Genomic DNA, 22,302 nt, shown 5'->3' with positions numbered 1-22,302 from the left:
CGTGCTAATTTGAACCTATGGTCGGACTGGGTCAGTTACACGAGAAGCTTGCCGCTGCCTTCGGCGCGCCTGCCGCTCATCCTCAAGATGAGCAGGCCGCGATCCCGGCTGACATGTCGCCTGCTACCCCTGAGCACAGCCCTATCGTCGCCCCCTCGGCGCGCAAGCTGATCTCCTATTGGCTCGGCGGCACAGGCATTCTTTCCGCTATCCTCTTGCTCGCGCTCGGCTATATGGGCGGCCTGCTCTGGGTCGCGATCGGCATCGGCGGGCTGGTGCTTGCCGCGATCGTCTGCTTCGCCGTTGTCTCCACACGTCGCCATCATATCAAGGCCCGCGCCGGCGACGACACCGTGCGCGGCGGAAGCGATGCGGCGCTGTTCGCCAGCATCCACGATGCGCTCGGCGACATCACCGTGACCCGGACGATGGATCGACGGATAGTCGCTGCAAACGACATGTTCCGCCGGCTGACCGGGCGGCTGAACCCGATCGGGCAGACCTGCGAGGAGATCGGCATCGCCTTTCGCCCCGGCACGGAGCCGCATCGCTACGATGTCGAGATGTCGACGCCGGAGGGGCAGCGCATCTTCTTCTGGCGCGATGTCGTCACCCGCAACCCCTCGGACGGAAAGCTTTTGCTGCACAGCATCGCCCGCGACGTGACGGCCGATCGCATCGCTGCCCAGGAGCGTGAAGAGGCGCGGCAGAAGGCGGAGTTCAACAGCGCCTCGAAATCACGACTGCTTGCGACCGTCAGCCACGAGCTGCGCACGCCGCTCTCGGGCATTCTCGGCATGACGCATCTTCTGACCGAGACTCGGATGACGCAGGAGCAGGACAATTACCTGACCGGCATCCGCCAGTCGGGCCACGCGCTGACCCAGCTGGTCGAGGATCTCCTCGATTTCTCGACCATTGAGGTCGGGCGCTTCCAGCTGCGCCCGCGTTCGGAATCGGTGCGCAAGCTGCTCGAAAGCGTCGTCGAGATGCTCGCACACCGCGCCCACGAGAAGGGCATCGAGATCGGCTCTACCGTGTCGTCGGATGTTCCCGAGCTGATGAATTTCGACGCGGCGCGTCTGCGCCAGGTCTTGTTCAACGTCATCGGCAATGCGGTGAAATTCACCCAGGTCGGCGGCGTGTTCATTCGCGTGTCGCTGCAGGATGGCGAGCTTGCGATCACGGTCACCGACACCGGCCCCGGCATGACGGAAGAAGAGCAGGCGCGTGTCTTCGGCGAATACGAACAGGCGGGCACCATGGTGGAGAAGAGCAACGGCACCGGCCTTGGCCTTGCCATCTCGGCGCGGATCATGCGCGAGTTCGGCGGCGCGCTGACGGTCGCCAGCGAAAAGGGCACCGGCACGGAATTCTGCATCCGCTTCCGTACCGAAGGGGACGAGGAGCCCGCGGCCCGCCGCGACACGCTGCTTTCGGGCAATCTCGTCGTGCTCTTGGCGCCGGCCGGTGCCGCGCGCATGGCGATTTCGGAGACCATCCGCACGCTCGGCGGCCAGTGCCACTTTGTCGAGGATGGCGAGACAGCGCGTTGGATCCTGCTCGACATGGCGGCCAACGGACGGCGTCCGACCGACATCATCGTCGACCACCGCATGTCGGCCGAATTCGCGGCACACCTCGCCGACCGGACGGATATCGCAGCCCTTGGCCTGCGCAAGATCTTCCTGGTCAACCCGGAAGAGCGCAACGCCCATTCGCTCGATCTCTTCGACGCCTGGCTGATCCGGCCGCTGCGCGAACAGTCGCTGATCGACGTCTTGCGCGGGCGCATGCGCGGCATGGAAAAGCGCGACGCGCTCAACGACAACCAGCCCGGCTTCAGCCCCGGCATCCCGGAGGCCGGCATTCAGGGCGGGCTGAAGATCGTGCTCGCCGAAGACGATCCGATCAACGCCATGCTGATCCGCGCCATGCTCGAAAAAGCCGGCCACAGCGTGCAGCATGTCGAACATTTCGAAGCGCTGCTCGACGCGGCGCTGGCGGAAGGAAGCGTGCGGCCGGATATCGTGATCAGCGATCTTTCCATGCCCGGCGGCGACGGGATCGAAATGATTGGCCGGCTACGTGGCCATGAGCGCCGGCTTGAGGTTCCCTCGGTGCCGATCATCGTTCTGACCGCCGACAAACGCGATGAATCGCGTCGTCAAGTCTTGCTGAACGGGGCAAACCGCGTCATGCTGAAACCCATAGACCCCATACGGCTGCTGACGGAAGTTCAGGCTGTCGCCGCGCTTTCGGCACGTCGCGCAGAAGCACTGTAGCTCCACCGCCACCCATGTGTTTCTTGCGTATCTGGGGGTTTAAAATGTCACTTTGCTGTCGCATATAAGTGTTTTATGGCGTCCTAAAGCCGGCAATGAAAGATTCGTCATGTCCGTAGATATCTGCAACCGTGACACCCTCGTCGAGGCTCTTCCCCCTGCGCGGAAAGCCGAACAGATCGAGAGCGACGTGTTCGGCCGGATCGGCAATCTCGAGACACGCCTTGCCCGTACGCCTGGCGAAATCGATGCCGCACAGTCCGTGCGCTACCGTGTTTTCGTCGACGAGATGAAGGCCGAACTGCCTGCGGAAGCGATGCGCCGCAAGCGCGATTTCGACGCCTACGACGACTTCTGCGACCACCTTCTGGTGCTCGATCGCTCGATCGAGGGCGACAGCGAGGACCAGATCGTCGGCACCTACCGCCTGCTGCGGCAGGATGTGGCGATGGCCAATGGCGGCTTTTACTCGGCTTCCGAATTCGACATCGACACGCTGATCGCGCGCCATCCGGATAAGCGCTTCATGGAGCTCGGCCGCTCCTGCGTGCTACCGGACTACCGCACCAAGCGCATCGTCGAGCTCTTGTGGCAGGGCAACTGGGCCTATGCGCTGAAGCACGGCATGAGCGCGATGTTCGGCTGCGCCTCCTTCCCCGGCATTCACCCGGAACAGCATGCGCTGGCGCTTTCCTTCCTGCGCCACAACGTCGCAGCCAAGGACGAGTGGGCCGTCGACGCGCTACCGCATCTCGCCCGCGACATGGACCTGATGCCGGTCGAGGCCGTCAATCCGAAGCGCGCCCTGATGGCGCTGCCGCCGCTGATCAAGGGCTACCTGCGCCTCGGCGCCATGGTCGGCTCCACCGCCGTGGTCGACAAGGCATTCAACACGACGGATGTGCTGATCGTTCTGCCGATCGCGAGCATTTCGGATCGGTATGTGAATTATTACGGTGCCGATGCCGGGCGGTTTGCCAGCTGATTGGCATAACTACCTATAGTTAGCGTTCTACCGTGTAGCCCCCTCATCCGCCTGCCGGCACCTTCTCCCCGTCGGGGAGAAGAGACTCGGGGCTGGCCGCTCGCGCCGACCTCCCCTTCTCCCCCACGGGGAGAAGGTGGCCCGAAGGGTTCAGGTGCAGCTTGCTGCACCGGGGATGAGGGGGCCACACGGCACACCCTCACCCGTAGCCACCTCACCCCATTACCAACTCACGACCCCGTATAAGCCGCAATCGCGGCCATGTTGACGATGTCGCTGTCCTTCGCCCCCATCGAGGTGATCTGCACCGCCTTGTCGACGCCGACGAGGATGGGGCCGATGACGGTGGAGCCGCCGAGTTCCTGCAGCATCTTGGTGGAGATCGACGCCGAGTGGAACGCCGGCATGACCAGGACGTTGGCGGGGCCGGACAGGCGGCAGAAGGGGTATTGCTCCATCGCCTTGCGGTTCAGCGCCACATCAGCCGCCATCTCGCCGTCATACTCGAAATCCACATGGCGGCGGTCGAGGATGGCGACGGCTTCGCGGACGCGCTCGGAGCGTTCGCCGGAGGGGTGGCCGAAGGTCGAGTAGGCGAGCATGGCAACGCGGGGATTGTAGCCCATGCGGCGCGCGAAGCCGGCGGCCTCCACCGCGATATCGGCCAGCTCCTCGGCGGACGGCATATCGTGGACCGCCGTGTCGGCCACGAAGACGGTGCGGCCGCGGCAGAGCGCGATCGACACGCCGATCACCCGGTGGCCGGGCTTCTCGTCGATGCAGCGACGAACATCCTCGAGCGCCGTCGAGTAGTTGCGGGTGATGCCCGTCACCATGCCGTCGGCATCGCCGAGCGCCACCATGCAGGCCGCGAAGTGGTTGCGGTCGTTGTGGATCAGGCGCTGGGCATCGCGGTGGAGGTAGCCTTTGCGCTGCAGGCGCGCATAGAGATAGTCGATATAGGCTTCCACTCGGTTGGAGATGCGGGCGTTGACGATCTCCAGGCCGGGGCGGTTGAGATCGATGCCGGCACGCTCTGCGGTCGCATGGATCAGATCCTCGCGGCCGAGCAGGATGGCGGTGCCGAGCTGCTGGTTGGCGTAGGAGAGTGCGGCGCGCATGACCTGCTCCTCCTCGGCCTCGGCGAAGACCACGCGCTTAGGATGGCGGCGCACGCGCTCATAGAGGCTGGCGAGCGTCGAGGCGATCGGATCGCGACGCGCCGACAGTTCGCGGGCATAGGCGGCCATGTCGGGGATCGGCTTGCGGGCGACGCCGCTTTCCATGGCGGCCTGAGCGACCGCCACGGGGATTGCCGAAATCAGGCGCGGATCGAAGGGCACCGGAATGATGTATTGCGGGCCGAAGCGTGGGCGATTGCCCTGATAGGCGGCGGCGACATCGTCGGGAACGTCCTCTCGGGCGAGGCTCGCCAGCGCCCGGACGGCCGCGATCTTCATATCGTCGTTGATCGTCGTGGCGCGGACATCGAGCGCACCGCGGAAGATATAGGGGAAGCCCAGCACGTTGTTGACCTGGTTCGGATAATCCGAACGGCCGGTCGCCATGATGGCGTCATCGCGGATGCCGGCCACTTCCTCGGGCGTGATCTCAGGATCGGGATTGGCCATGGCGAAGATGATCGGACGGTCGGCCATCGACAGGATCATCTCCTCGGAGAAGGCGCCCTTCTGCGACAGGCCGAAGACGACATCGGCGCCCTTCATCGCTTCTTCCAGCGTGCGCGCCTTGGTCTTGACCGCATGCGCCGACTTCCACTGGTTCATGCCCTCGGTGCGCCCCTGGTAGATCACGCCCTTGGTGTCGCAGAGCACGATATTCTCGGGCGCGAAGCCCATGGCCTTGATGAGCTCGACGCAGGCAATCGCTGCCGCACCGGCGCCGTTGCAGACGAGCTTCGTCGTCTTCAGGTCCCGGCCAGTCAGCTCCAGCGCGTTGATGAGGCCGGCGGCGGCGATGATCGCGGTGCCATGCTGGTCGTCGTGGAAAACCGGAATGTCCATGAGCTCGCGCAGGCGGCTCTCGATGATGAAACAGTCCGGCGCCTTGATGTCTTCGAGATTGATGCCGCCGAAGGAGGGGCCGAGAAAGCGGACGCAGTTGATGAACTCGTCGACATTTTCCGTATCGACCTCGAGGTCGATGCTGTCGACATCGGCGAAGCGCTTGAAGAGGACCGACTTGCCTTCCATGACGGGCTTCGACGCCAGTGCGCCAAGATTGCCGAGGCCGAGGATGGCGGTACCGTTCGAGATGACCGCCACCATGTTGCCGCGCGAGGTATAATCATAGGCGGTGGCGGGATCGGCGGCGATGGCCTTGACGGGAACGGCGACGCCCGGCGAATAGGCAAGCGAGAGATCCCGCTGCGTGGCCATCGGCTTGGTCGGGTTGACCTCGAGCTTGCCGGGTTTTCCCTGCGAATGGAAGTCGAGCGCTTCCTTGTCGGTAATGCCGTTGGCGGGGCGCTGCTTGCTGTTCATGTCGGGCATATCTCCTCCAAATCTCCTGACAACCGGCCTTCGATTGCGCTAGTCGACCCTCTATAGACACGCTCTATGGGGCTGACACGACGCCTTGCGAAAAAGCCGTACGGCTACAATCGATTAAAATATCCGGTGGAACTGACAGGCGCCCTTCCAAGGGGTTCCTGACCTTGCGGCTCGTTGAATACCTCCCTTAATCCTCCTGTGGGCTAACGGCTCCCATTTCCCGATAGCTGTTGTCTTCTATAGCCGCGCTTCGATAGGGTGGCACCCTGTTTTTTAGGGAAAAGCCCACTCCGTGAACGATCGAATGACCTTGAGACACGAAGCCTTTTCGGCTGCCGAGCTTGCAACGGAAGAGAGCCGCGCCTCGGCCACGCCGATGATGGAGCAGTTCATCGAGATCAAGGCGAACAATCCGGATTCGCTTTTGTTCTACCGCATGGGCGATTTCTACGAGCTGTTCTTCGAAGACGCGCTCGACGCCTCGCGTGCACTCGGGATCACGCTGACGAAGCGCGGCCAGCACATGGGGCAGGATATCCCGATGTGCGGCGTGCCGGTTCATGCGGCCGACGACTATCTGCAGAAGCTGATCGGGCTCGGTTTCCGCGTGGCGGTCTGCGAGCAGGTCGAGGATCCGGCGGAAGCGAAGAAGCGCGGCAGCAAGTCGGTGGTCAAGCGCGACGTCGTGCGCCTGGTGACACCGGGAACGATCACCGAGGAAAAGCTGCTTTCGCCTTCGGAATCGAATTACCTCATGGCGCTGACCCGCATTCGCGGCGCCTCCGAGCCTTTGATGGCGCTGGCCTGGATCGACATTTCCACCGGCGTTTTCCGCCTGGCGGAGACCGAGGCATCGCGGCTGCTTGCCGATATCTTGAGGATCGATCCGCGCGAGCTGATCGTGCCGGATACGATGTTCCACGATCCGGAGCTGAAGCCGGTGTTCGACGTGCTTGGGCGCACCGCTGTGCCGCAGCCATCGGTGCTGTTCGATAGCGCCACGGCGGAAGGCCGGATCGCGCGCTATTTCGGCGTCTCGACGCTCGATGGCTTCGGCACCTTCTCGCGCTCGGAACTCGCGGCAGCGGCAGCAGCCGTCGCCTATGTCGAGAAGACGCAGATCGCCGAACGGCCGCCGCTCGGCAAGCCGGAGCGCGAAAGCGCTGCCTCGACGCTCTTCATCGACCCGGCGACACGCGCCAATCTCGAACTTGCACGCACGCTTTCCGGCGACCGCAACGGATCACTGCTGAAAGCCATCGACCGCACCGTGACCGGCGGCGGCGCGCGGTTGCTCGCCGAGCGCCTGATGTCGCCGCTGACCGATCCCGCGCGGATCAACGAACGGCTGGATTCGATCGGCTTCCTGATCGAGGAGCCCTCGCTCTCGGGCGACCTGCGCGATCTCCTCAAACACGTGCCCGATATGCCCCGCGCGCTGTCGCGCCTGGCGCTCGAGCGCGGCGGTCCGCGCGACCTCGCGGCGATCCGGCAGGGGCTGAACGCGGCGACCGACGTGGCGCTGCTCTTGGAAGCCGCGATGCTGCCCGAGGAACTGGCCGGCGCGCTGGCGGGCCTCATCGCCCTGCCGCAACAGGTGGCGGCACTGCTCAGCGAAACACTCGGCGACGAGCTGCCGCTACTGAAGCGCGACGGCGGCTTCCTGCGCGACGGGGCCAATGCAGAGCTGGACGAGGTGCGCGCGCTGCGCGACCAGTCGCGCCGGGTGATCGCCGGGCTGCAGCTGCAATATGCCGACGAGACCGGCATTAAGTCGCTGAAGATCAAGCACAACAATGTGCTCGGCTATTTCATCGAGGTGACGGCGGGCAATGCAGGGCCGATGACCGACACACCGGAAGCCAAGGCGCGCTTCATCCATCGCCAGACGATGGCGAACGCCATGCGCTTCACCACGACCGAGCTTGCCGATCTCGAAAGCCGCATCGCCAATGCCGCCGACCAGGCGCTGTCGATCGAGCTTGCGGCCTTCGACCATATGAGCGCGGCTGTCGTCGCCGAGGCCGAAACCATCAAGGCCGGCGCGCGGGCGCTTGCCATCATCGACGTCGCCGCGGGCCTCGCGCTGCTTGCCGATGAGCAGGCCTATTGCCGGCCGCTGGTCGATGGCTCGACCATGTTTGCCATCGAGGGCGGGCGGCATCCCGTCGTCGAGCAGGCGCTGCGCCGCCAATCCACCGGCCCCTTCGTTGCCAACAATTGCGACCTCTCGCCCGAGGGAGACGGCAAGGATGGGGCGATCTGGCTTTTGACCGGCCCGAACATGGGCGGTAAATCGACCTTCCTGCGCCAGAACGCGCTGATCGCCATTCTCGCGCAGATGGGCTGCTTCGTGCCGGCGACGTCGGCGCATATCGGCATCGTCGACCGGCTGTTTTCACGCGTCGGCGCTTCCGACGATCTGGCGCGCGGGCGTTCGACCTTCATGGTCGAGATGGTGGAGACGGCGGCGATCCTCAACCAGGCGACCAGCCGCTCGCTCGTCATTCTCGACGAGATCGGGCGCGGCACCGCGACCTTCGACGGCCTGTCGATCGCCTGGGCATCGGTCGAGCATCTGCATGAGGCAAACCGCTGCCGCGGGCTGTTCGCCACGCACTTCCACGAATTGACGGTTCTGTCGGAAAAGCTGGCGCGGCTTTCCAACGCGACGATGCGCGTGAAGGAATGGGACGGCGACGTGATCTTCCTGCACGAAGTCGGCCCCGGTGCTGCCGACCGCTCATACGGTATCCAGGTGGCGCGGCTTGCCGGCCTGCCGGCCTCCGTCGTTTCCCGCGCCCGCGATGTGCTGACGCGGCTTGAAGACGCCGACCGCAAGAACCCGGCGAGCCAGCTGATCGACGATCTGCCGCTGTTCCAGGTGGCGGTGCGGCGTGAGGACGTGGCGCGCGGGCCTTCCAAGGTCGACGAAGCGCTGAAGAACATGAGCCTCGACGACATGACGCCGCGCGAGGCGCTGAACGCGCTCTACGACCTCAAGAAGAAGCTGAAGCAGGGGTAGGCGCATGTTCATGGACCGCCTGCTTCGCGAAACGCAGCTGCTCGCCAATATCTTCACGGCGATCGAGGCGCTTCGCCTTGCCGACGAACACGGCAATCCGCGCGGCTGGGCCTCGCCTTTCGGGCTGCTGCAGATCATCGCCTGCTGCTCGCGCATATCGGATCTGACGGCATCCATCGCCAAGGCGGGCTACCGCGAATGCGACAGGGAGATGCTCGAAGAGATCGCCAGCGAAAACCGCAAGGTGCTCTATTCCGTGAACGAGCAGATCGCCGCTTAAAGCTCACTGCCCCGCACGCCGTCTCGCCGCACGATCACCTTTTCGCCAAAATTAAAGGTTCTTGCAGTATGAAAGCCCGTGTCAAACAGCGGGCAAAGAGGCTATAGCGCATGCAGACGAAACGAGAGGCGCAGCAGATGGCCGCGCCGCGCGAACAGGAAGCCGCCCAGCGCATGGCGCCGACGAACGATATCGATTTCTCCGACATTCTCGACACCGACTATCTGCGCAAGCAGTGCGACGCCGTGGTGGAGGCCAACAAGAACCGGCCGGACGCGATGCGCTCCGATCTGCTCGCAATCTTCAAGAAGGCCAGCACGGATGGGCGCAACAAGGCGCGCGAGCTGCTGTCGGCCGACGGCAGCGGCTTGAAATGCGCGCGGCGGATCTCCTGGCTGCAGGACCAGATCATCACCGTTCTCTACGAATTTTCCACCGACCACGTCTTCCCGAAGCAGAAGGACAAGTTCTCGGTGACCGCCGTCGGCGGCTATGGCCGCGACACGCTGGCGCCGGGCTCGGATATCGACCTGCTCTTCCTGTTCCAGCCGAAGCCGGCGGAAGAGACGCATAAGGCGGTCGAGTTCATCCTCTACATGCTGTGGGACATGGGCTTCAAGGTCGGCCACGCCACGCGCACCGTGGAAGAATGCATCGCGCTGTCGAAGTCCGACATGACGATCCGCACGGCGATCCTCGAGATGCGCTACATCTGCGGCCTTCGTTCGCTCGAAACCGAGCTCGAGGCCCGCTTCGACAAGGAGATCGTCACCGGCACCGGCCCCGAATTCATCGCCGCCAAGCTCGCAGAACGCGACGAGCGCCACCGCAAGGCAGGCGACACGCGCTATCTCGTCGAGCCGAACGTGAAAGAAGGCAAGGGCGGACTGCGCGACCTGCACACGCTGTTCTGGATCTCCAAATATTACTACCACGTGCGCGACACCGCCGAACTGGTGGCGCTCGGCGTTCTCTCCAAGCACGAATATCGCCTGTTCGAGAAGGCCGACGACTTCCTCTGGGCCGTGCGCTGCCACATGCACTTCCTCACCAACAAGGCCGAGGAACGTCTGTCCTTCGACATCCAGCGCGAGATCGCCGCAGCACTCGACTATCATTCGCGCCCCGGCCTTTCGGCCGTCGAGCGCTTCATGAAGCACTATTTCCTGGTGGCCAAGGACGTCGGCGACCTGACGCGCATCCTTTGCGCCGCGCTCGAGGACCAGCAGGCGAAATCGACGCCGGGGCTTTCGGGCGTGTTCAGCCGCTTCACCCACCGCACCCGCAAGATCGCCGGCAGCACCGACTTCATGGAGGATCGCGGCCGCATCGCGCTCGCCAGCCCCGATGTGTTCAAGCGCGATCCCGTCAACATCATCCGGCTCTTCCATGTGGCCGATATCAACGGGCTCGAATTCCATCCGGATGCGCTGAAGCGCGTGACGCGCTCGCTCAGCCTGATCGACAACAGCGTGCGCGAGAGCGAGGAAGCCAACCGGCTGTTCCTTTCGATCCTGACATCGAAGCGCGATCCGGCGCTGATCCTGCGGCGCATGAACGAGGCCGGCGTGCTCGGCCGCTTCATTCCCGAATTCGGCAAGATCGTCGCGATGATGCAGTTCAACATGTATCACCACTACACTGTCGACGAGCATCTGCTGCGCAGCGTCGACGTGCTCTCGGAGATCGACAAGGGCAAGGCCGAAGAGCTGCACCCGCTCGCCAACAAGACGATGCCCGGGATCGAGGATCGCGAGGCGCTCTATGTGGCGGTGCTGCTGCACGACGTCGCCAAGGGCCGCCAGGAAGACCACTCGATCGCTGGCGCCCGCGTCGCCCGCAAGCTCTGCGCCCGCTTCGGCCTGTCGCACAAGCAGACGGACACCGTGGTCTGGCTGATCGAGGAACACCTGACCATGTCGATGGTGGCGCAGACGCGCGACCTCACCGACCGCAAGACGATCACCGACTTCGCCGACCGCATGCAATCGCTCGAGCGGCTGAAGATGCTGATGATCCTGACGGTCTGCGACATCCGCGCCGTCGGCCCGGGCGTCTGGAACGGCTGGAAGGGCCAGCTCTTGCGCACGCTCTATTACGAGACCGAGCTTCTGCTTGCCGGTGGTTTCTCCGAGGTGTCGCGCAAGGAACGCGCTGCCGTGGCCGCCGAGGCGCTGTTCAACGCACTTGCCGACTGGAGCCAGAAGGATCGCAAGATCTACAGCAAGCTGCACTACCAGCCCTACCTGCTTTCGGTACCGCTGGAAGACCAGGTGCGCCATGCCGGCTTCATCCGCCAGGCCGACAAGGCAGGCCAGGCGCTGGCGACGATGGTGCGCACCGACAGCTTCCATGCGATCACCGAGATCACCGTGCTCTCGCCCGACCACCCGCGCCTGCTCGCCGTCATCGCCGGCGCCTGTGCCGCGGCAGGTGCCAATATCGTCGACGCGCAGATCTTCACGACCTCAGATGGCCGGGCGCTCGACACGATCCATGTCAGCCGCGAGTTCAAGGACGATGCGGACGAGCTTCGCCGCGCCGGCACGATCGGGCGGATGATCGAGGACGTGCTCTCCGGCCGCAAGCGGCTGCCCGAGGTGATCGCGACGCGCACCAAGAACCGCAAGAAGAGCAAGGCCTTCTTCATTCCGCCGTCGGTGCATATCTCCAACAGCCTGTCGAACAAGTTCACCGTCATCGAGGTCGAGTGCCTCGACCGTCCGGGCCTGTTGTCCGAAGTGACGGCCGTGCTGTCGGATCTGTCGCTCGACATCCAGTCGGCGCGGATCACGACCTTCGGCGAGAAGGTGATCGATACGTTCTATGTCACCGATCTCGTCGGCCAGAAGATATCGGGCGACAGCAAGCGCTCCAACATCACCGCCCGGATGAAGGCCGTGATCGCCGAAGAGCAGGACGAGCTGCGCGAGCGCATGCCATCAGGCATGATCGCGCCGGCGGCCACACCACGCACCCCCGGCCCCACCCAGGAGACGGCGGAGTGAGCCGATCCGGCCGGTCCGCCTGAAACAACCGTCATGAGAGCGTCCGCATGAGCCTCGTCAAGAAATTCGCCACCGTCGGCGGCGCCACGCTGGGCAGCCGGTTGTTCGGCTTCGCCCGCGAAACGCTGATGGCGGCAGCGCTCGGCACCGGGCCGATGGCCGACGTGTTCTACGCGGCCTTCCGCTTTCCGAACCTGTTTCGCCGGCTGTTTGCCGAGGGCGCCTTCAACGCCGCCTTCGTGCCACTCTTCGCCAAGGAGATCGAGGCGAACGGCACCGACGGCGCCAAGCGTTTTTCCGAGGAAGTGTTCGGCGTTCTGTTCTCGGTGCTGCTCCTCATCACCATCGTGATGGAGCTCTCGATGCCGCTTCTGGTGCGCTTCATCATCGCGCCGGGCTTTACCGACGATCCCGAGAAGTTCTCGATCACCGTGCGCATGGCGGCGGTGATGTTCCCCTATCTGATGTGCATGTCGCTGACGGCGATGATGAGCGGGATGCTGAACTCGCTGCATCACTTCTTCGCCGCCGCCGTGGCGCCCGTCTTCCTCAACGTCGTGATGATCGGCGCGCTGTTTTACGCGCTCTACACCGGCGCCGAACCGCTGCAGACCGCCTGGTACCTCTCCTGGGGCGTGCTGGTCGCAGGTGTCCTGCAGCTCGCGGTCGTCTATTTCGGCGTGCTGCATGCGGGCATGAGCATCGGTATCCGCTTTCCGAGGATCACGCCCAACGTCAAGCGGCTTTTGATCCTTGCCATCCCCGCCGCCGTGACCGGCGGCATCACGCAGATCAACCAGATGATCGGCCAGGCGATCGCTTCCAGCAAGGAAGGTGCGATCGCGGCGCTGCAATATGCCGACCGCATCTACCAGCTGCCGCTCGGCGTGGTCGGCGTCGCCGTCGGCGTCGTGCTCCTGCCGGAACTTGCGCGCGCGCTGAAAGGCGGGAACCTGCGCGAGGCGGGCAACCTGCAGAACCGCTCGATCGAGTTCGTGATGTTTCTGACGATCCCCGCCGCCTTCGCGCTGTGGATCCTCTCCGACGAGATCATTCGCGTGCTCTATGAGCGCGGCGCGTTTCATCAGGAAAACACCATGATCGTCGGCTCGATCCTGGCGATCTATGGTATCGGCCTGCCGGCCTTCGTGCTGATCAAGGCGCTGCAGCCGGGCTTTTACGCCCGCGAGGACACCAAGACGCCGATGCGCTTCTCAGCCGTTGCCGTCGGCGTCAACTGCGCCACGGCGCTGACGCTGTTTCCCTATCTCGGCGCGCCGGGCATCGCGGTCGCGGAAGCCACGGCCGGATGGATCAGCACGGTTCTTCTGTTCTCCACGCTTCTGCGACGGGGCCACCTGACATGGGAATGGGCGCTCGCGCGGCGCACGGCGCTGCTCGTCGTGTCTGCCGCCGTCATGGGCGCGGTCATCATGTATCTCCAGCACCGCTGGGAACCATGGCTTGCCTCGAGCGCTTCGCTCGCCACCAAGGTCGGCACGCTCGGCATGCTGATCGGGATTTCGATGGTCGTCTATTTCGCCACCGCGTTTTTGATCGGCGGCGCGAACCTCGGCATGATCCGCCGCAACCTCAATCGCAAGCCGGCGGTTACCAAGACCGACGGCTGAGCCGCCCCCGGCTGGCGCAGCGCTAACAGTGCGTCCAGCGGCGCTTCGGGCCGACATCGACATGGATGATGCCGTTGCAATAACGGCCGATGCCGCCGATGCCCGGCGCCTGCGCGGCAATGGCGATGATCGTCTTGTCGGACACGCCGGGCACCCGGATATCGGCGGCGGCGCAATGGCGATGCTGCGAATGCGAGCGGCCGGAATGCGCCCTCAGCCCCGAGGTGACCAGCGGCCGGCGGCCCGTCTTGTCGGCGATATAGGTGAGGATGCCCCTCAGTTTCGGCGGAAAACAGCCGGCGCGGACGCTGACGGTCTGCAGGCTATAAGCGAGCGTTTCATTTTTCTTCAGCGGCCCGATCGAGAGTTTTCGAACATTCTGGGCCGTGGCGCCGTTAAGGCTGGAGAGGCTGAACAAGCCGGCGAGTGCGATTGAGAATGCAGGATGCATCATGTCGTCCCCCAGTTGGGAGCGCCGCCAGGGCGGTGCTCGCGTTTGCGGGCGGAAAAACTCTCCTCAAAAATGGCCAATTTAAGGAAACTCCTACCTAGTATATCAGTTGAATGCCTTATTTTACGTCGAATTGCTACATTCAAGATACCTAAAATGAAGTATGAATTGCCCTTTTCGCGAGATCGACGGAGCATGTTCACAAAAAATCGCCCGCCGATTTTCCCCGCCTCGAAAACCCCGCCATACACTATCGGCGTCCCGTCATCGGATACACCGGCAGGCGTGCCGGCGAGGCGGGATCGGCGCGGAGCGTGAGGGTGAGACGCAAAACCTTACGGTCCGGGTCCGCGGAAAATGATCTCCCTCCGGGGACGGCGGGTTCCATCGCAAGATGGTGCCTGAGTTGAGCCCGGACGTGCCTGTGAGGCACACATGGTTCCGCCGCGAAGTTGGGCGGAAAGGCAGAGAGATCGGAGTCGCGGACAAAAACCGCCGAACGGGGCGCTGGGAAGCGCCATATTTTACTTACTCAATCGAGGTGATTTCCAGCGCCCCGTCCGAGTGAAGTGCATGGTGGAGACACGGGTGAGAGCCGCGTGGGGATTTGGTGTGTGGTTAGATGTGATGATGAGAGGTTTTGCCGTGGGATACCCCCCTCTGCCCTGCCGGGCATCTCCCCCACAGGTGGGGAGATTGGCTGGGCGCAGCCGCTCGCTCTACCTTCATTGCTTGATTGGGGAGCAAGCCACTTGCCGATCTCCCCCCTTGTGGGGGAGATGCCCGGCAGGGCAGAGGGGGGTATCACACGGCACAACAATCACGTTCGCAGCTGCCGCCCGACAACGCCGCCCAGGATTTCCGGATCCCAACCGCAACACCTCCAACCCCATCCGCCACGCCACCACCACAACCCCTTGATCACAACCCCTCCGACGTGCATAAGCCGCGACGTTAGCAACATGGGCCGTTGGCCCTGGGGCCCTCCACAAGCCTAATCGAGGACATGATGAACGAATTCAAGAAACTGGTCTTTTCGGGCGTTCAGCCGACCGGCAATCTCCATCTCGGCAACTATCTCGGCGCGATCCGCAAGTTCGTGGCGCTGCAGGACGGCAACGACTGCATCTATTGCGTGGTCGACATGCATGCGCTGACCGCGCAGCTGGTGCATGAGGACATGCCGAACCAGATCCGCTCGATCGCCGCCGCCTTCATTGCCTCCGGCATCGACCCGGTGAAGCATATCGTATTCAACCAGTCGGCCGTGCCGCAGCATGCCGAACTCGCCTGGATCTTCAACTGCGTGGCGCGCATCGGCTGGATGAACCGCATGACGCAGTTCAAGGACAAGGCCGGCAAGGACCGCGAGCAGGCCTCGCTCGGTCTCTACGCCTATCCGAGCCTGATGGCCGCCGACATTCTCGTCTATCGCGGAACGCATGTTCCCGTCGGCGACGACCAGAAGCAGCATCTGGAACTTGCCCGCGACATCGCGATGAAGTTCAACCTCGATTACGCCGAGCATATCCGCAAGGCTGGATACGGGGTTGATATCACCGTCGGCAAGGAGCCGGTGCATGCCTACTTCCCGATGGTCGAGCCGATGATCGACGGCCCGGCGCCGCGCGTCATGTCGCTGCGCGACGGCACCAAGAAGATGTCGAAGTCGGACCCGTCGGATCTGTCGCGCATCAACCTGATGGACGACGAGGATGCGATCTCGAAGAAGATCCGCAAGGCGAAGACCGATCCGGATGGCTTGCCGAGCGAACTCGACGGTCTGCAGGGTCGCCCGGAGGCCGACAACCTCGTCGGCATCTATGCGGCGCTCGCCGACAAGTCGAAGGCCGAGGTGCTCGCGGAATTCGGAGGACAGCAGTTCTCGGTGTTCAAGCCGGCGCTGATCGACCTCTCGGTCAAGGTGCTTTCGCCGATCACCGCCGAGATGCGCCGCCTGATGGCCGACACCAGCCATATCGACGCGATCCTGCGCGATGGCGGCGAGCGGGCTCGGGCGCGTGCCGAAGTGACGATGAAGGAAGTCCGCGACATCGTCGGCTTCCTCTACTAGCAAGTTGAGCCGGGCGGCTTCGGCCGCCCGAGCCTATCGACGGCCCAGACTTGTCGAAAACTGGACGGCGGCGTACTCTCCTTAGAGCCATGAGGAGGCCAAGATGCGCAACCGGAACCTCATTCAGATTGGCATGATGGAGGTTCGGCTGCTGGTCGATGAAGACCAGAGCGCGGGCAGCATGGTCATGTTCGAATTCGTGGTCCCCTACCAGTCGCGCGTGCCGGCGGCGCATTATCACGACGATGTCGACGAAGTGATCTTCGGTCTCTCGGGAACAATGACGACAACAGTCGATGGCGAGCGCTGCGAGGTGCGGGCCGGCGACACGGTGTTCATTCCGCGCGGCGTGGTCCACACGCATGAGAACCTGCACCAGGAAACGGCACGCGCCCTGATCACGATGACGCCCGGCCTGATCGGCAGGCGGTTCTTCGAGGAGATCGCCTCGGCCATCAATGTCATCGGCAAGCCCGATATCGAGCATGTGAAGGAAATAATGCTGCTTTACGGGCTCGTTGCAGCACCACGATAGCCTCGGCCGAACACCTGTCGGTGAGCGGACAGTTTGCGGCAAAACGGGGACTTGCAAATCTCCCGGATCAAGTGTCAGAGTCGCACCCATGGTATCAAAACGACTCTCACGGCTCGAAGGTCACCGCCGCAAGTTCATGGCCGTGATCGATGACACGCCCGAATGCCAACGCGCCGTCCATTATGCCGGCCGGCGCGCCAAGAATTCCAATGGCGGATTGGTGCTCGTCTACGTGATCCCCGATGGCGACTTCCAGCAATGGCTGGGTGTCGAGGAGATCATGCGGGCCGAAGCACGCGAGGAAGCAGAAGCGGTCGTCGCCAAGTCGGCCCAGCTGGTGCGCGAGAATATCGGCATCGAGCCGGAGATCGTCATCCGCGAGGGCGGTGCGGCAGAGCAGATCAACGCCGTCATCGAGGACGACCGCGACATCGCCATTCTGGTACTGGCCGCAAGCTCCGCGAAAGAAGGACCGGGACCGCTGGTGTCGTCGGTTGCCGGCCGTGGCGCGGCTTTTCCCATCCCCGTTACCGTCTTGCCTGATACACTGAGCGATGAGGAACTGGACGCGTTGGCGTGATTGCGATTTCCTGAGTATCAGTCTCTTGAATTGCACCGCCAAACGGCTTATTTCTACTTTTGAAGAATTCTAAATACGTCGCGGGCGCGCGCCTGCCGCACGGAGAGCACCATGTTTATCCAGACCGAAGCCACGCCGAACCCTTCCACGCAGAAGTTCCTGCCGGGCAAGATCGTCATGGAGAGCGGCACCGCCGAGTTCCGCAATCGCGAGGAAGCGGCTGCCTCGCCGCTCGCCGCGCGCCTGTTCGAGATCAATGGCGTCACCGGCGTCTATTTCGGCTATGATTTCATCAGCGTTTCCAAGGAAGACCAGGAGTGGCAGCACCTGAAGCCCGCCATCCTCGGCTCGATCATGGAGCACTTCATGTCCGGCAAGCCGGTCATGGGCGCGTCTTCCGTGCTTGGTGAAGCAGCCGATGCCGATGGCGAATTCTTCGACGAGGGTGACGAGACGATCGTTCTGACCATCAAGGAACTGCTGGAGACGCGCGTGCGCCCGGCCGTTGCCCAGGATGGCGGCGACATCACCTTCCGTGGCTTCAAGGACGGCACCGTCTATCTGAACATGAAGGGCTCCTGCGCGGGTTGCCCTTCTTCGACGGCAACGCTGAAGCACGGCGTCCAGAACCTTTTGCGCCATTTCGTGCCGGAAGTTCAGGAAGTCGAAGCCGTCTGACGAACTGAACCAACATTCGCGACGACGCGGCGTTTGCAAACGCGGCGTCTTGCGATGTATGGACAGGTCAGGAACGGTTTATTCGGAAATAGATGCCATGATCATACTGGCGCTCGACACCGCAGGTGTGGATTGCGCTGCTTCTGTCTATGACAGCAGCAGGAATACGGTGCTGGGGGAGGCATCGGACATGATCGGCAAGGGGCATGCAGAGCATCTGATGGGAATAGTGGATCGCGCGCTGGATCAGGCGGGCGTTCAGCTCTCCGATGTCGAGCGCGTAGCCGTCACCATCGGTCCAGGCTCATTCACCGGTATCCGCGTCGGCGTCGCCGCCGCCCGTGGCTTTGCCCTTTCGCTCGGCGTTCCCGCCGTCGGCATCACGACGCTAGCGGTCATGGCCGAGGCCGAGCGCGAGCGCTCGCCGGGCCAACAGGTGCTGGCCGCCATGGATGCCAAGCGCAACGAAATCTATCTGCAGGCCTTTGACGCCGACGGCACGCCGCTCGATGAAGCCAGGGCCGTGACGGTCGAGGACGCGCAGGCTTTCGCGGCGTCCTTCGACGGCGTCGTCACCGGCTCGGCGACACCCTTGCTGCGGCCCGATGCTACCGGCGACCACGCCAACCATTTCCCGATCTCCATCGTGGCGCGCCTTGCCGCTGCCGCCGACCCCTCTTCCGGAAAGCCGAAGCCACTTTATCTGCGCGGACCCGATGCCAAACCGCAGGCCGGGTTTGCGATTGCGCGAGTATGACCATGCTGGAATCCTATCTGTCGCTGAAGCCGGAATTCGAAATCATCCCTATGGATGCCGATGATTGCCATGCGGTCTCGACACTGCATGGAGAGCGCTTCGCCCGCCCCTGGGGCGATGGCGAGTTCTACAGCCTGCTCAGCCAGAGCAACGTCTTCGGCTTCGTGGCGCGGCAGACCAATGCCTTCCTGAAGAAGCCGCTGCCGGGCTTCGTCCTGGCGCGTGAGGTTGCCGGCGAGGCCGAGATCCTGACGATCGCGGTGCAGGCGAAGGTCGGACGGTCGGGGCTTGGATGGCGGCTGATGCAGGCGGCTATGCGCGAGGCAAAGCAGCGCGGCGGCGAAAGTATCTTCCTCGAGGTCGACAAGGGCAACGCTGCTGCGCTCGGTCTTTACCGCAAGCTCGGTTTCGACCAGGTCGGAGAACGCCGTGGATACTACAAGGACGCCAATGGCGACGTATCTACGGCGCTTGTCATGAAGCGCATTCTTCGCTAGTTCCGTCTTGAGACGTTGACTATCGAAAGGCTCCTGATGACGGATGTGGCAAAGACCCTTGAGGAACTCTGCACCGAGCGCGGCATGCGCATGACGGAGCAGCGCCGGGTCATTGCGCGCATTCTTGAGGAATCAGAAGACCATCCTGACGTTGAGGAGCTCTATCGCCGCTCCGTGAAGGTCGACGCCAAGATTTCGATTTCCACCGTCTATCGCACCGTCAAGCTGTTCGAAGACGCCGGCATCATCGCCCGCCACGACTTCCGCGACGGCCGCTCGCGCTACGAGACGGTGCCGGAAGAGCATCACGATCACTTGATCGACCTGAAGACCGGCGTCGTCATCGAGTTCCGCTCGCCGGAGATCGAGGCGCTGCAGGAGCGGATTGCCCGCGAGCACGGTTTCACGCTGGTGGATCACCGGCTCGAGCTCTACGGCATACCGCTCAAGAAGGACGATCACTGATATCATGCGTGCAGCCGCGGAGTGTTCGATTTGATCGCCTGGCTGCGCGTCGCCCTCGCCGGCATCGTCATTCTCATCGCCAGCATCCTGCTCATGCCCTGGCAGCTTCTTGCCCTGCGCTACGACTGGAAGATGCGCCGCTGGCTGCCGCGCGTCTGGCACCGCATCATCTGTTTCTGTCTCGGCATCCGCGTTCGCGTTCACGGAGAGATGGAAACGCATCGGCCGCTGATGCTGTGCGCCAACCATTCCTCGTGGATGGACATCATGGTGCTGTCCTCGATCGCCGACGTCGCCTTCATCGCCAAGAACGAGGTGCGTGACTGGCCGATCTTCGGCACGCTCGCCAAGCTGCAGAAGAGCGTGTTCGTGGTGCGCGAGGAAAAGCGCAACACCGGCAACCAGGTGAGCGAGATCGCCGCGCGCATGGCCGACGGCGAGATCGTGGTGCTGTTTCCCGAGGGGACGACATCGGATGGCAACCGGCTGCTGGAGGTGAAATCCTCGCTGTTCGGCGCCGCCGCCATGGCTGTACCCGCGTCCCCCACCGGCACCGTCATCGTGCAGCCAGTAGCGGTCGCCTATACCGGCGTGCATGGCCTTCCCATGGGCCGCTACCACCGCCCGCTCGCCTCCTGGCCTGGTGATGTCGAGATGCTGCCGCACCTCAAAGACATGCTCCGCTGCGGCGCCTTCGACGTCGATGTCCACTTCGGCGAAGCCGTCTCCTACAGCGCCGAGACCAACCGCAAGCAGGTGAGCGCCACGATCGCCAGCCGTATCCGCGCCATGCTCGGTGCGGCGCTCAGGGGGCGGGACGTCCAAGCGTAAAAGCCGTTGCCGATATCTGCATAATCTTGCAGACTTCAAAGCTGACGCTGGAGAACCGTCTGGCATGGCAAAGCGAAAAGCGGAAGCAAACACAGATTGGGCACGCATCCAGGCGCTCTCCGATGACGAGATCGAGCGCATGGCAAAAGAGGATGCCGAGAACCCTGCCAGCAAGGCAGCCGATTGGGCCGATGCCATGATCGGGCTCCCCAAGTTCGACGCCACCGGAAGACGGGATAACAAGCCCTTTTCTCCCGGCGCAAAAACCACTAAATAGCCGGCATGACCCAGGACAGCGCCCTCCTCCCGGCCCCGGAGACCACACTCCGCGATGGCAGCAACAGCCGCAAGGTTTTCATCAAGACCTACGGCTGTCAGATGAACGTCTATGACTCCACGCGCATGAGCGATGCTCTGGCGCGCGACGGCTATGAGCCGACGGAAGACATGGAGCAGGCCGATCTCGTGCTGCTCAACACCTGTCATATCCGCGAGAAGGCGGCCGAGAAGGTTTACTCGGCGCTCGGGCGGCTGCGCGACATGAAGAAGGAGCGCAACAAGGAAGGCCGCGAGTTCATGATCGGCGTGGCCGGTTGCGTGGCGCAGGCCGAAGGCGAAGAGATTCTGCGCCGTGCGCCCGCCGTCGATGTCGTCATCGGGCCACAGACCTATCACCGCCTGCCGGAAGCGCTGCGCCGCGCCAAGGAAGGGCAGCGCATCGTCGATACGGAATATGCGCTGGAAGACAAGTTCGAGCACCTGCCGATCGCCGAAAAGACCAAGATCCGGGCGCGCGGCGTCACCGCGTTCTTGACCGTGCAGGAAGGCTGCGACAAGTTCTGCACCTTCTGCGTGGTGCCCTATACGCGCGGCTCGGAAGTGTCGCGCCCGGTGAGCCAGATCGTCGAGGAAGCGCAGAAGATGGTCGAGGGCGGCGTGCGCGAGATCACGCTGCTCGGCCAGAACGTCAATGCCTGGCACGGGCTTGGCCCTGATGGCCAGGAATGGACGCTGGGCGACCTGCTTTATCGGCTGGCCGAAATCCCCGGCCTTGCCCGGCTTCGCTACACCACCAGCCATCCGCGCGACATGGACGACCGGTTGATCGAGGCGCACCGCGACCTCAGAGCGCTGATGCCCTATCTGCATCTTCCGGTGCAGGCCGGCTCCGACCGGATCCTGAAGGCGATGAACCGCCGCCACACCGCTGCCGAGTATCTGACGCTGGTCGAGCGCATCCGCGCCGCGCGTCCCGATATCGCGCTCTCGGGCGACTTCATCGTCGGTTTTCCGGGGGAGACAGATGCCGATTTTGAGGATACACTAAAACTCGTTGAGAAGGTCCGCTATGCGCAGGCCTTCTCGTTCAAATACTCGACGCGGCCGGGTACGCCCGGCGCTGATCTGAAGGACCAAGTGCCGGAAGAGATCAAGGCAGAAAGGCTCGAACGCCTGCAGGCGCTTCTCTTGAAGCAGCAGCAGGAATTTGCCGAATCCTGCGTCGGGAAGACCATCGAACTGTTGCTCGAAAAGCCCGGTCGCATGTCTCAACAACTTATCGGCCGTTCCCCCTGGCTTCAGTCGGTGAATGTTGATGCAAAAGCATCGCAAATCGGTGACATTATTAAAGTGCGAATCACAGGTACCGGACCCAACAGCCTGTTTTCCGAGATGGTAGAGGCTGGTGCCTAACTCAAGGAGCTCGAC

18 protein-coding genes are annotated in these 22,302 nt (G+C 63.3%); 16 read left to right on the top strand and 2 right to left on the bottom strand.

Annotated features, from left to right (window positions below; translation table 11 throughout):
- Positions 1 to 17 precede the first annotated feature (17 nt).
- Together ACVTFQ_RS00215 and olsB are read left to right on the top strand one after the other, a co-directional pair.
- A complete protein-coding gene (locus ACVTFQ_RS00215) occupies positions 18 to 2,285 on the top strand; it encodes a hybrid sensor histidine kinase/response regulator (RefSeq protein WP_111561583.1) in 2,268 nt (755 codons plus the stop codon).
- A gap of 109 nt (positions 2,286 to 2,394) precedes the next feature.
- Entirely contained in the window at positions 2,395 to 3,270 is an 876-nt protein-coding gene (gene olsB, locus ACVTFQ_RS00210) for a l-ornithine N(alpha)-acyltransferase (protein WP_111561582.1), read from the top strand.
- Between the two features lie 230 nt (positions 3,271 to 3,500).
- Here olsB and ACVTFQ_RS00205 read toward each other — a convergent pair whose 3' ends face one another.
- Positions 3,501 to 5,783 (bottom strand): NADP-dependent malic enzyme, encoded by a 2,283-nt coding sequence (locus tag ACVTFQ_RS00205; protein ID WP_111561581.1) that lies wholly within the window; start codon positions 5,781 to 5,783, stop codon positions 3,501 to 3,503.
- Between the two features lie 304 nt (positions 5,784 to 6,087).
- Here ACVTFQ_RS00205 and mutS point away from each other — a divergent pair, with 304 nt between their 5' ends.
- From mutS to murJ, 4 genes are all read left to right on the top strand, one after another.
- Positions 6,088 to 8,808, top strand: coding sequence for a DNA mismatch repair protein MutS (mutS, locus tag ACVTFQ_RS00200; protein ID WP_409527892.1), 2,721 nt, complete (start codon positions 6,088 to 6,090; stop codon positions 8,806 to 8,808).
- 4 nt (positions 8,809 to 8,812) lie between these two features.
- On the top strand, positions 8,813 to 9,088 hold the full coding sequence (locus ACVTFQ_RS00195; protein ID WP_047507061.1) for a hypothetical protein: 276 nt from the start codon (positions 8,813 to 8,815) through the stop codon (positions 9,086 to 9,088).
- 110 nt (positions 9,089 to 9,198) lie between these two features.
- Positions 9,199 to 12,096, top strand: coding sequence for a [protein-PII] uridylyltransferase (locus ACVTFQ_RS00190; RefSeq protein WP_111561579.1), 2,898 nt, complete (start codon positions 9,199 to 9,201; stop codon positions 12,094 to 12,096).
- A gap of 47 nt (positions 12,097 to 12,143) precedes the next feature.
- Positions 12,144 to 13,727, top strand: a complete 1,584-nt coding sequence (gene murJ, locus ACVTFQ_RS00185) for a murein biosynthesis integral membrane protein MurJ (RefSeq protein WP_111561578.1) — start codon at positions 12,144 to 12,146, stop codon at positions 13,725 to 13,727.
- 22 nt (positions 13,728 to 13,749) lie between these two features.
- Here the strand turns inward: murJ and ACVTFQ_RS00180 are convergent, their stop codons facing one another.
- Positions 13,750 to 14,178, bottom strand: a complete 429-nt coding sequence (locus ACVTFQ_RS00180) for a YcbK family protein (protein WP_026282947.1) — start codon at positions 14,176 to 14,178, stop codon at positions 13,750 to 13,752.
- A gap of 1,009 nt (positions 14,179 to 15,187) precedes the next feature.
- Between ACVTFQ_RS00180 and trpS the strand changes: the two genes are divergently transcribed.
- From trpS to miaB, 10 genes are all read left to right on the top strand, one after another.
- A complete protein-coding gene (trpS, locus tag ACVTFQ_RS00175) occupies positions 15,188 to 16,252 on the top strand; it encodes a tryptophan--tRNA ligase (RefSeq protein WP_018898196.1) in 1,065 nt (354 codons plus the stop codon).
- A gap of 103 nt (positions 16,253 to 16,355) precedes the next feature.
- Positions 16,356 to 16,787: a cupin domain-containing protein gene (locus ACVTFQ_RS00170; protein ID WP_111561577.1), complete on the top strand. Its 432-nt coding sequence runs from the start codon at positions 16,356 to 16,358 to the stop codon at positions 16,785 to 16,787.
- An 88-nt stretch (positions 16,788 to 16,875) separates the two neighbouring features.
- Positions 16,876 to 17,367, top strand: a complete 492-nt coding sequence (locus tag ACVTFQ_RS00165) for a universal stress protein (RefSeq protein ID WP_047507053.1) — start codon at positions 16,876 to 16,878, stop codon at positions 17,365 to 17,367.
- 111 nt (positions 17,368 to 17,478) lie between these two features.
- Complete coding sequence (locus tag ACVTFQ_RS00160) at positions 17,479 to 18,045, top strand: NifU family protein (RefSeq protein ID WP_018898193.1); 567 nt, start codon at positions 17,479 to 17,481, stop codon at positions 18,043 to 18,045.
- 97 nt (positions 18,046 to 18,142) lie between these two features.
- Complete coding sequence (gene tsaB / locus ACVTFQ_RS00155; RefSeq protein WP_111561576.1) at positions 18,143 to 18,802, top strand: tRNA (adenosine(37)-N6)-threonylcarbamoyltransferase complex dimerization subunit type 1 TsaB; 660 nt, start codon at positions 18,143 to 18,145, stop codon at positions 18,800 to 18,802.
- Complete coding sequence (locus tag ACVTFQ_RS00150) at positions 18,799 to 19,299, top strand: GNAT family N-acetyltransferase (protein ID WP_181459208.1); 501 nt, start codon at positions 18,799 to 18,801, stop codon at positions 19,297 to 19,299. Before tsaB ends, ACVTFQ_RS00150 begins: the two co-directional genes overlap by 4 nt.
- 36 nt (positions 19,300 to 19,335) lie before the next feature.
- Entirely contained in the window at positions 19,336 to 19,764 is a 429-nt protein-coding gene (locus tag ACVTFQ_RS00145; RefSeq protein WP_018898190.1) for a Fur family transcriptional regulator, read from the top strand.
- A gap of 30 nt (positions 19,765 to 19,794) precedes the next feature.
- The gene (gene olsA, locus ACVTFQ_RS00140; protein ID WP_111561920.1) at positions 19,795 to 20,595 is read left to right on the top strand and encodes a lyso-ornithine lipid O-acyltransferase; all 801 of its coding nucleotides are present in this window, start codon (positions 19,795 to 19,797) and stop codon (positions 20,593 to 20,595) included.
- A 64-nt stretch (positions 20,596 to 20,659) separates the two neighbouring features.
- Positions 20,660 to 20,872 carry a hypothetical protein gene (locus ACVTFQ_RS00135; protein ID WP_111561574.1) on the top strand — a complete coding sequence of 71 codons (213 nt, stop codon included), beginning with the start codon at positions 20,660 to 20,662 and terminating at the stop codon, positions 20,870 to 20,872.
- Between the two features lie 5 nt (positions 20,873 to 20,877).
- The gene (gene miaB, locus ACVTFQ_RS00130; protein ID WP_111561573.1) at positions 20,878 to 22,287 is read left to right on the top strand and encodes a tRNA (N6-isopentenyl adenosine(37)-C2)-methylthiotransferase MiaB; all 1,410 of its coding nucleotides are present in this window, start codon (positions 20,878 to 20,880) and stop codon (positions 22,285 to 22,287) included.
- Positions 22,288 to 22,302 lie beyond the last annotated feature (15 nt).

The organism is Rhizobium sp. O111, from assembly GCF_055616315.1.
The sequence above is the reverse complement of the archived record's forward strand: the minus strand, read 5'-3'. Positions and strand labels throughout refer to the sequence as shown.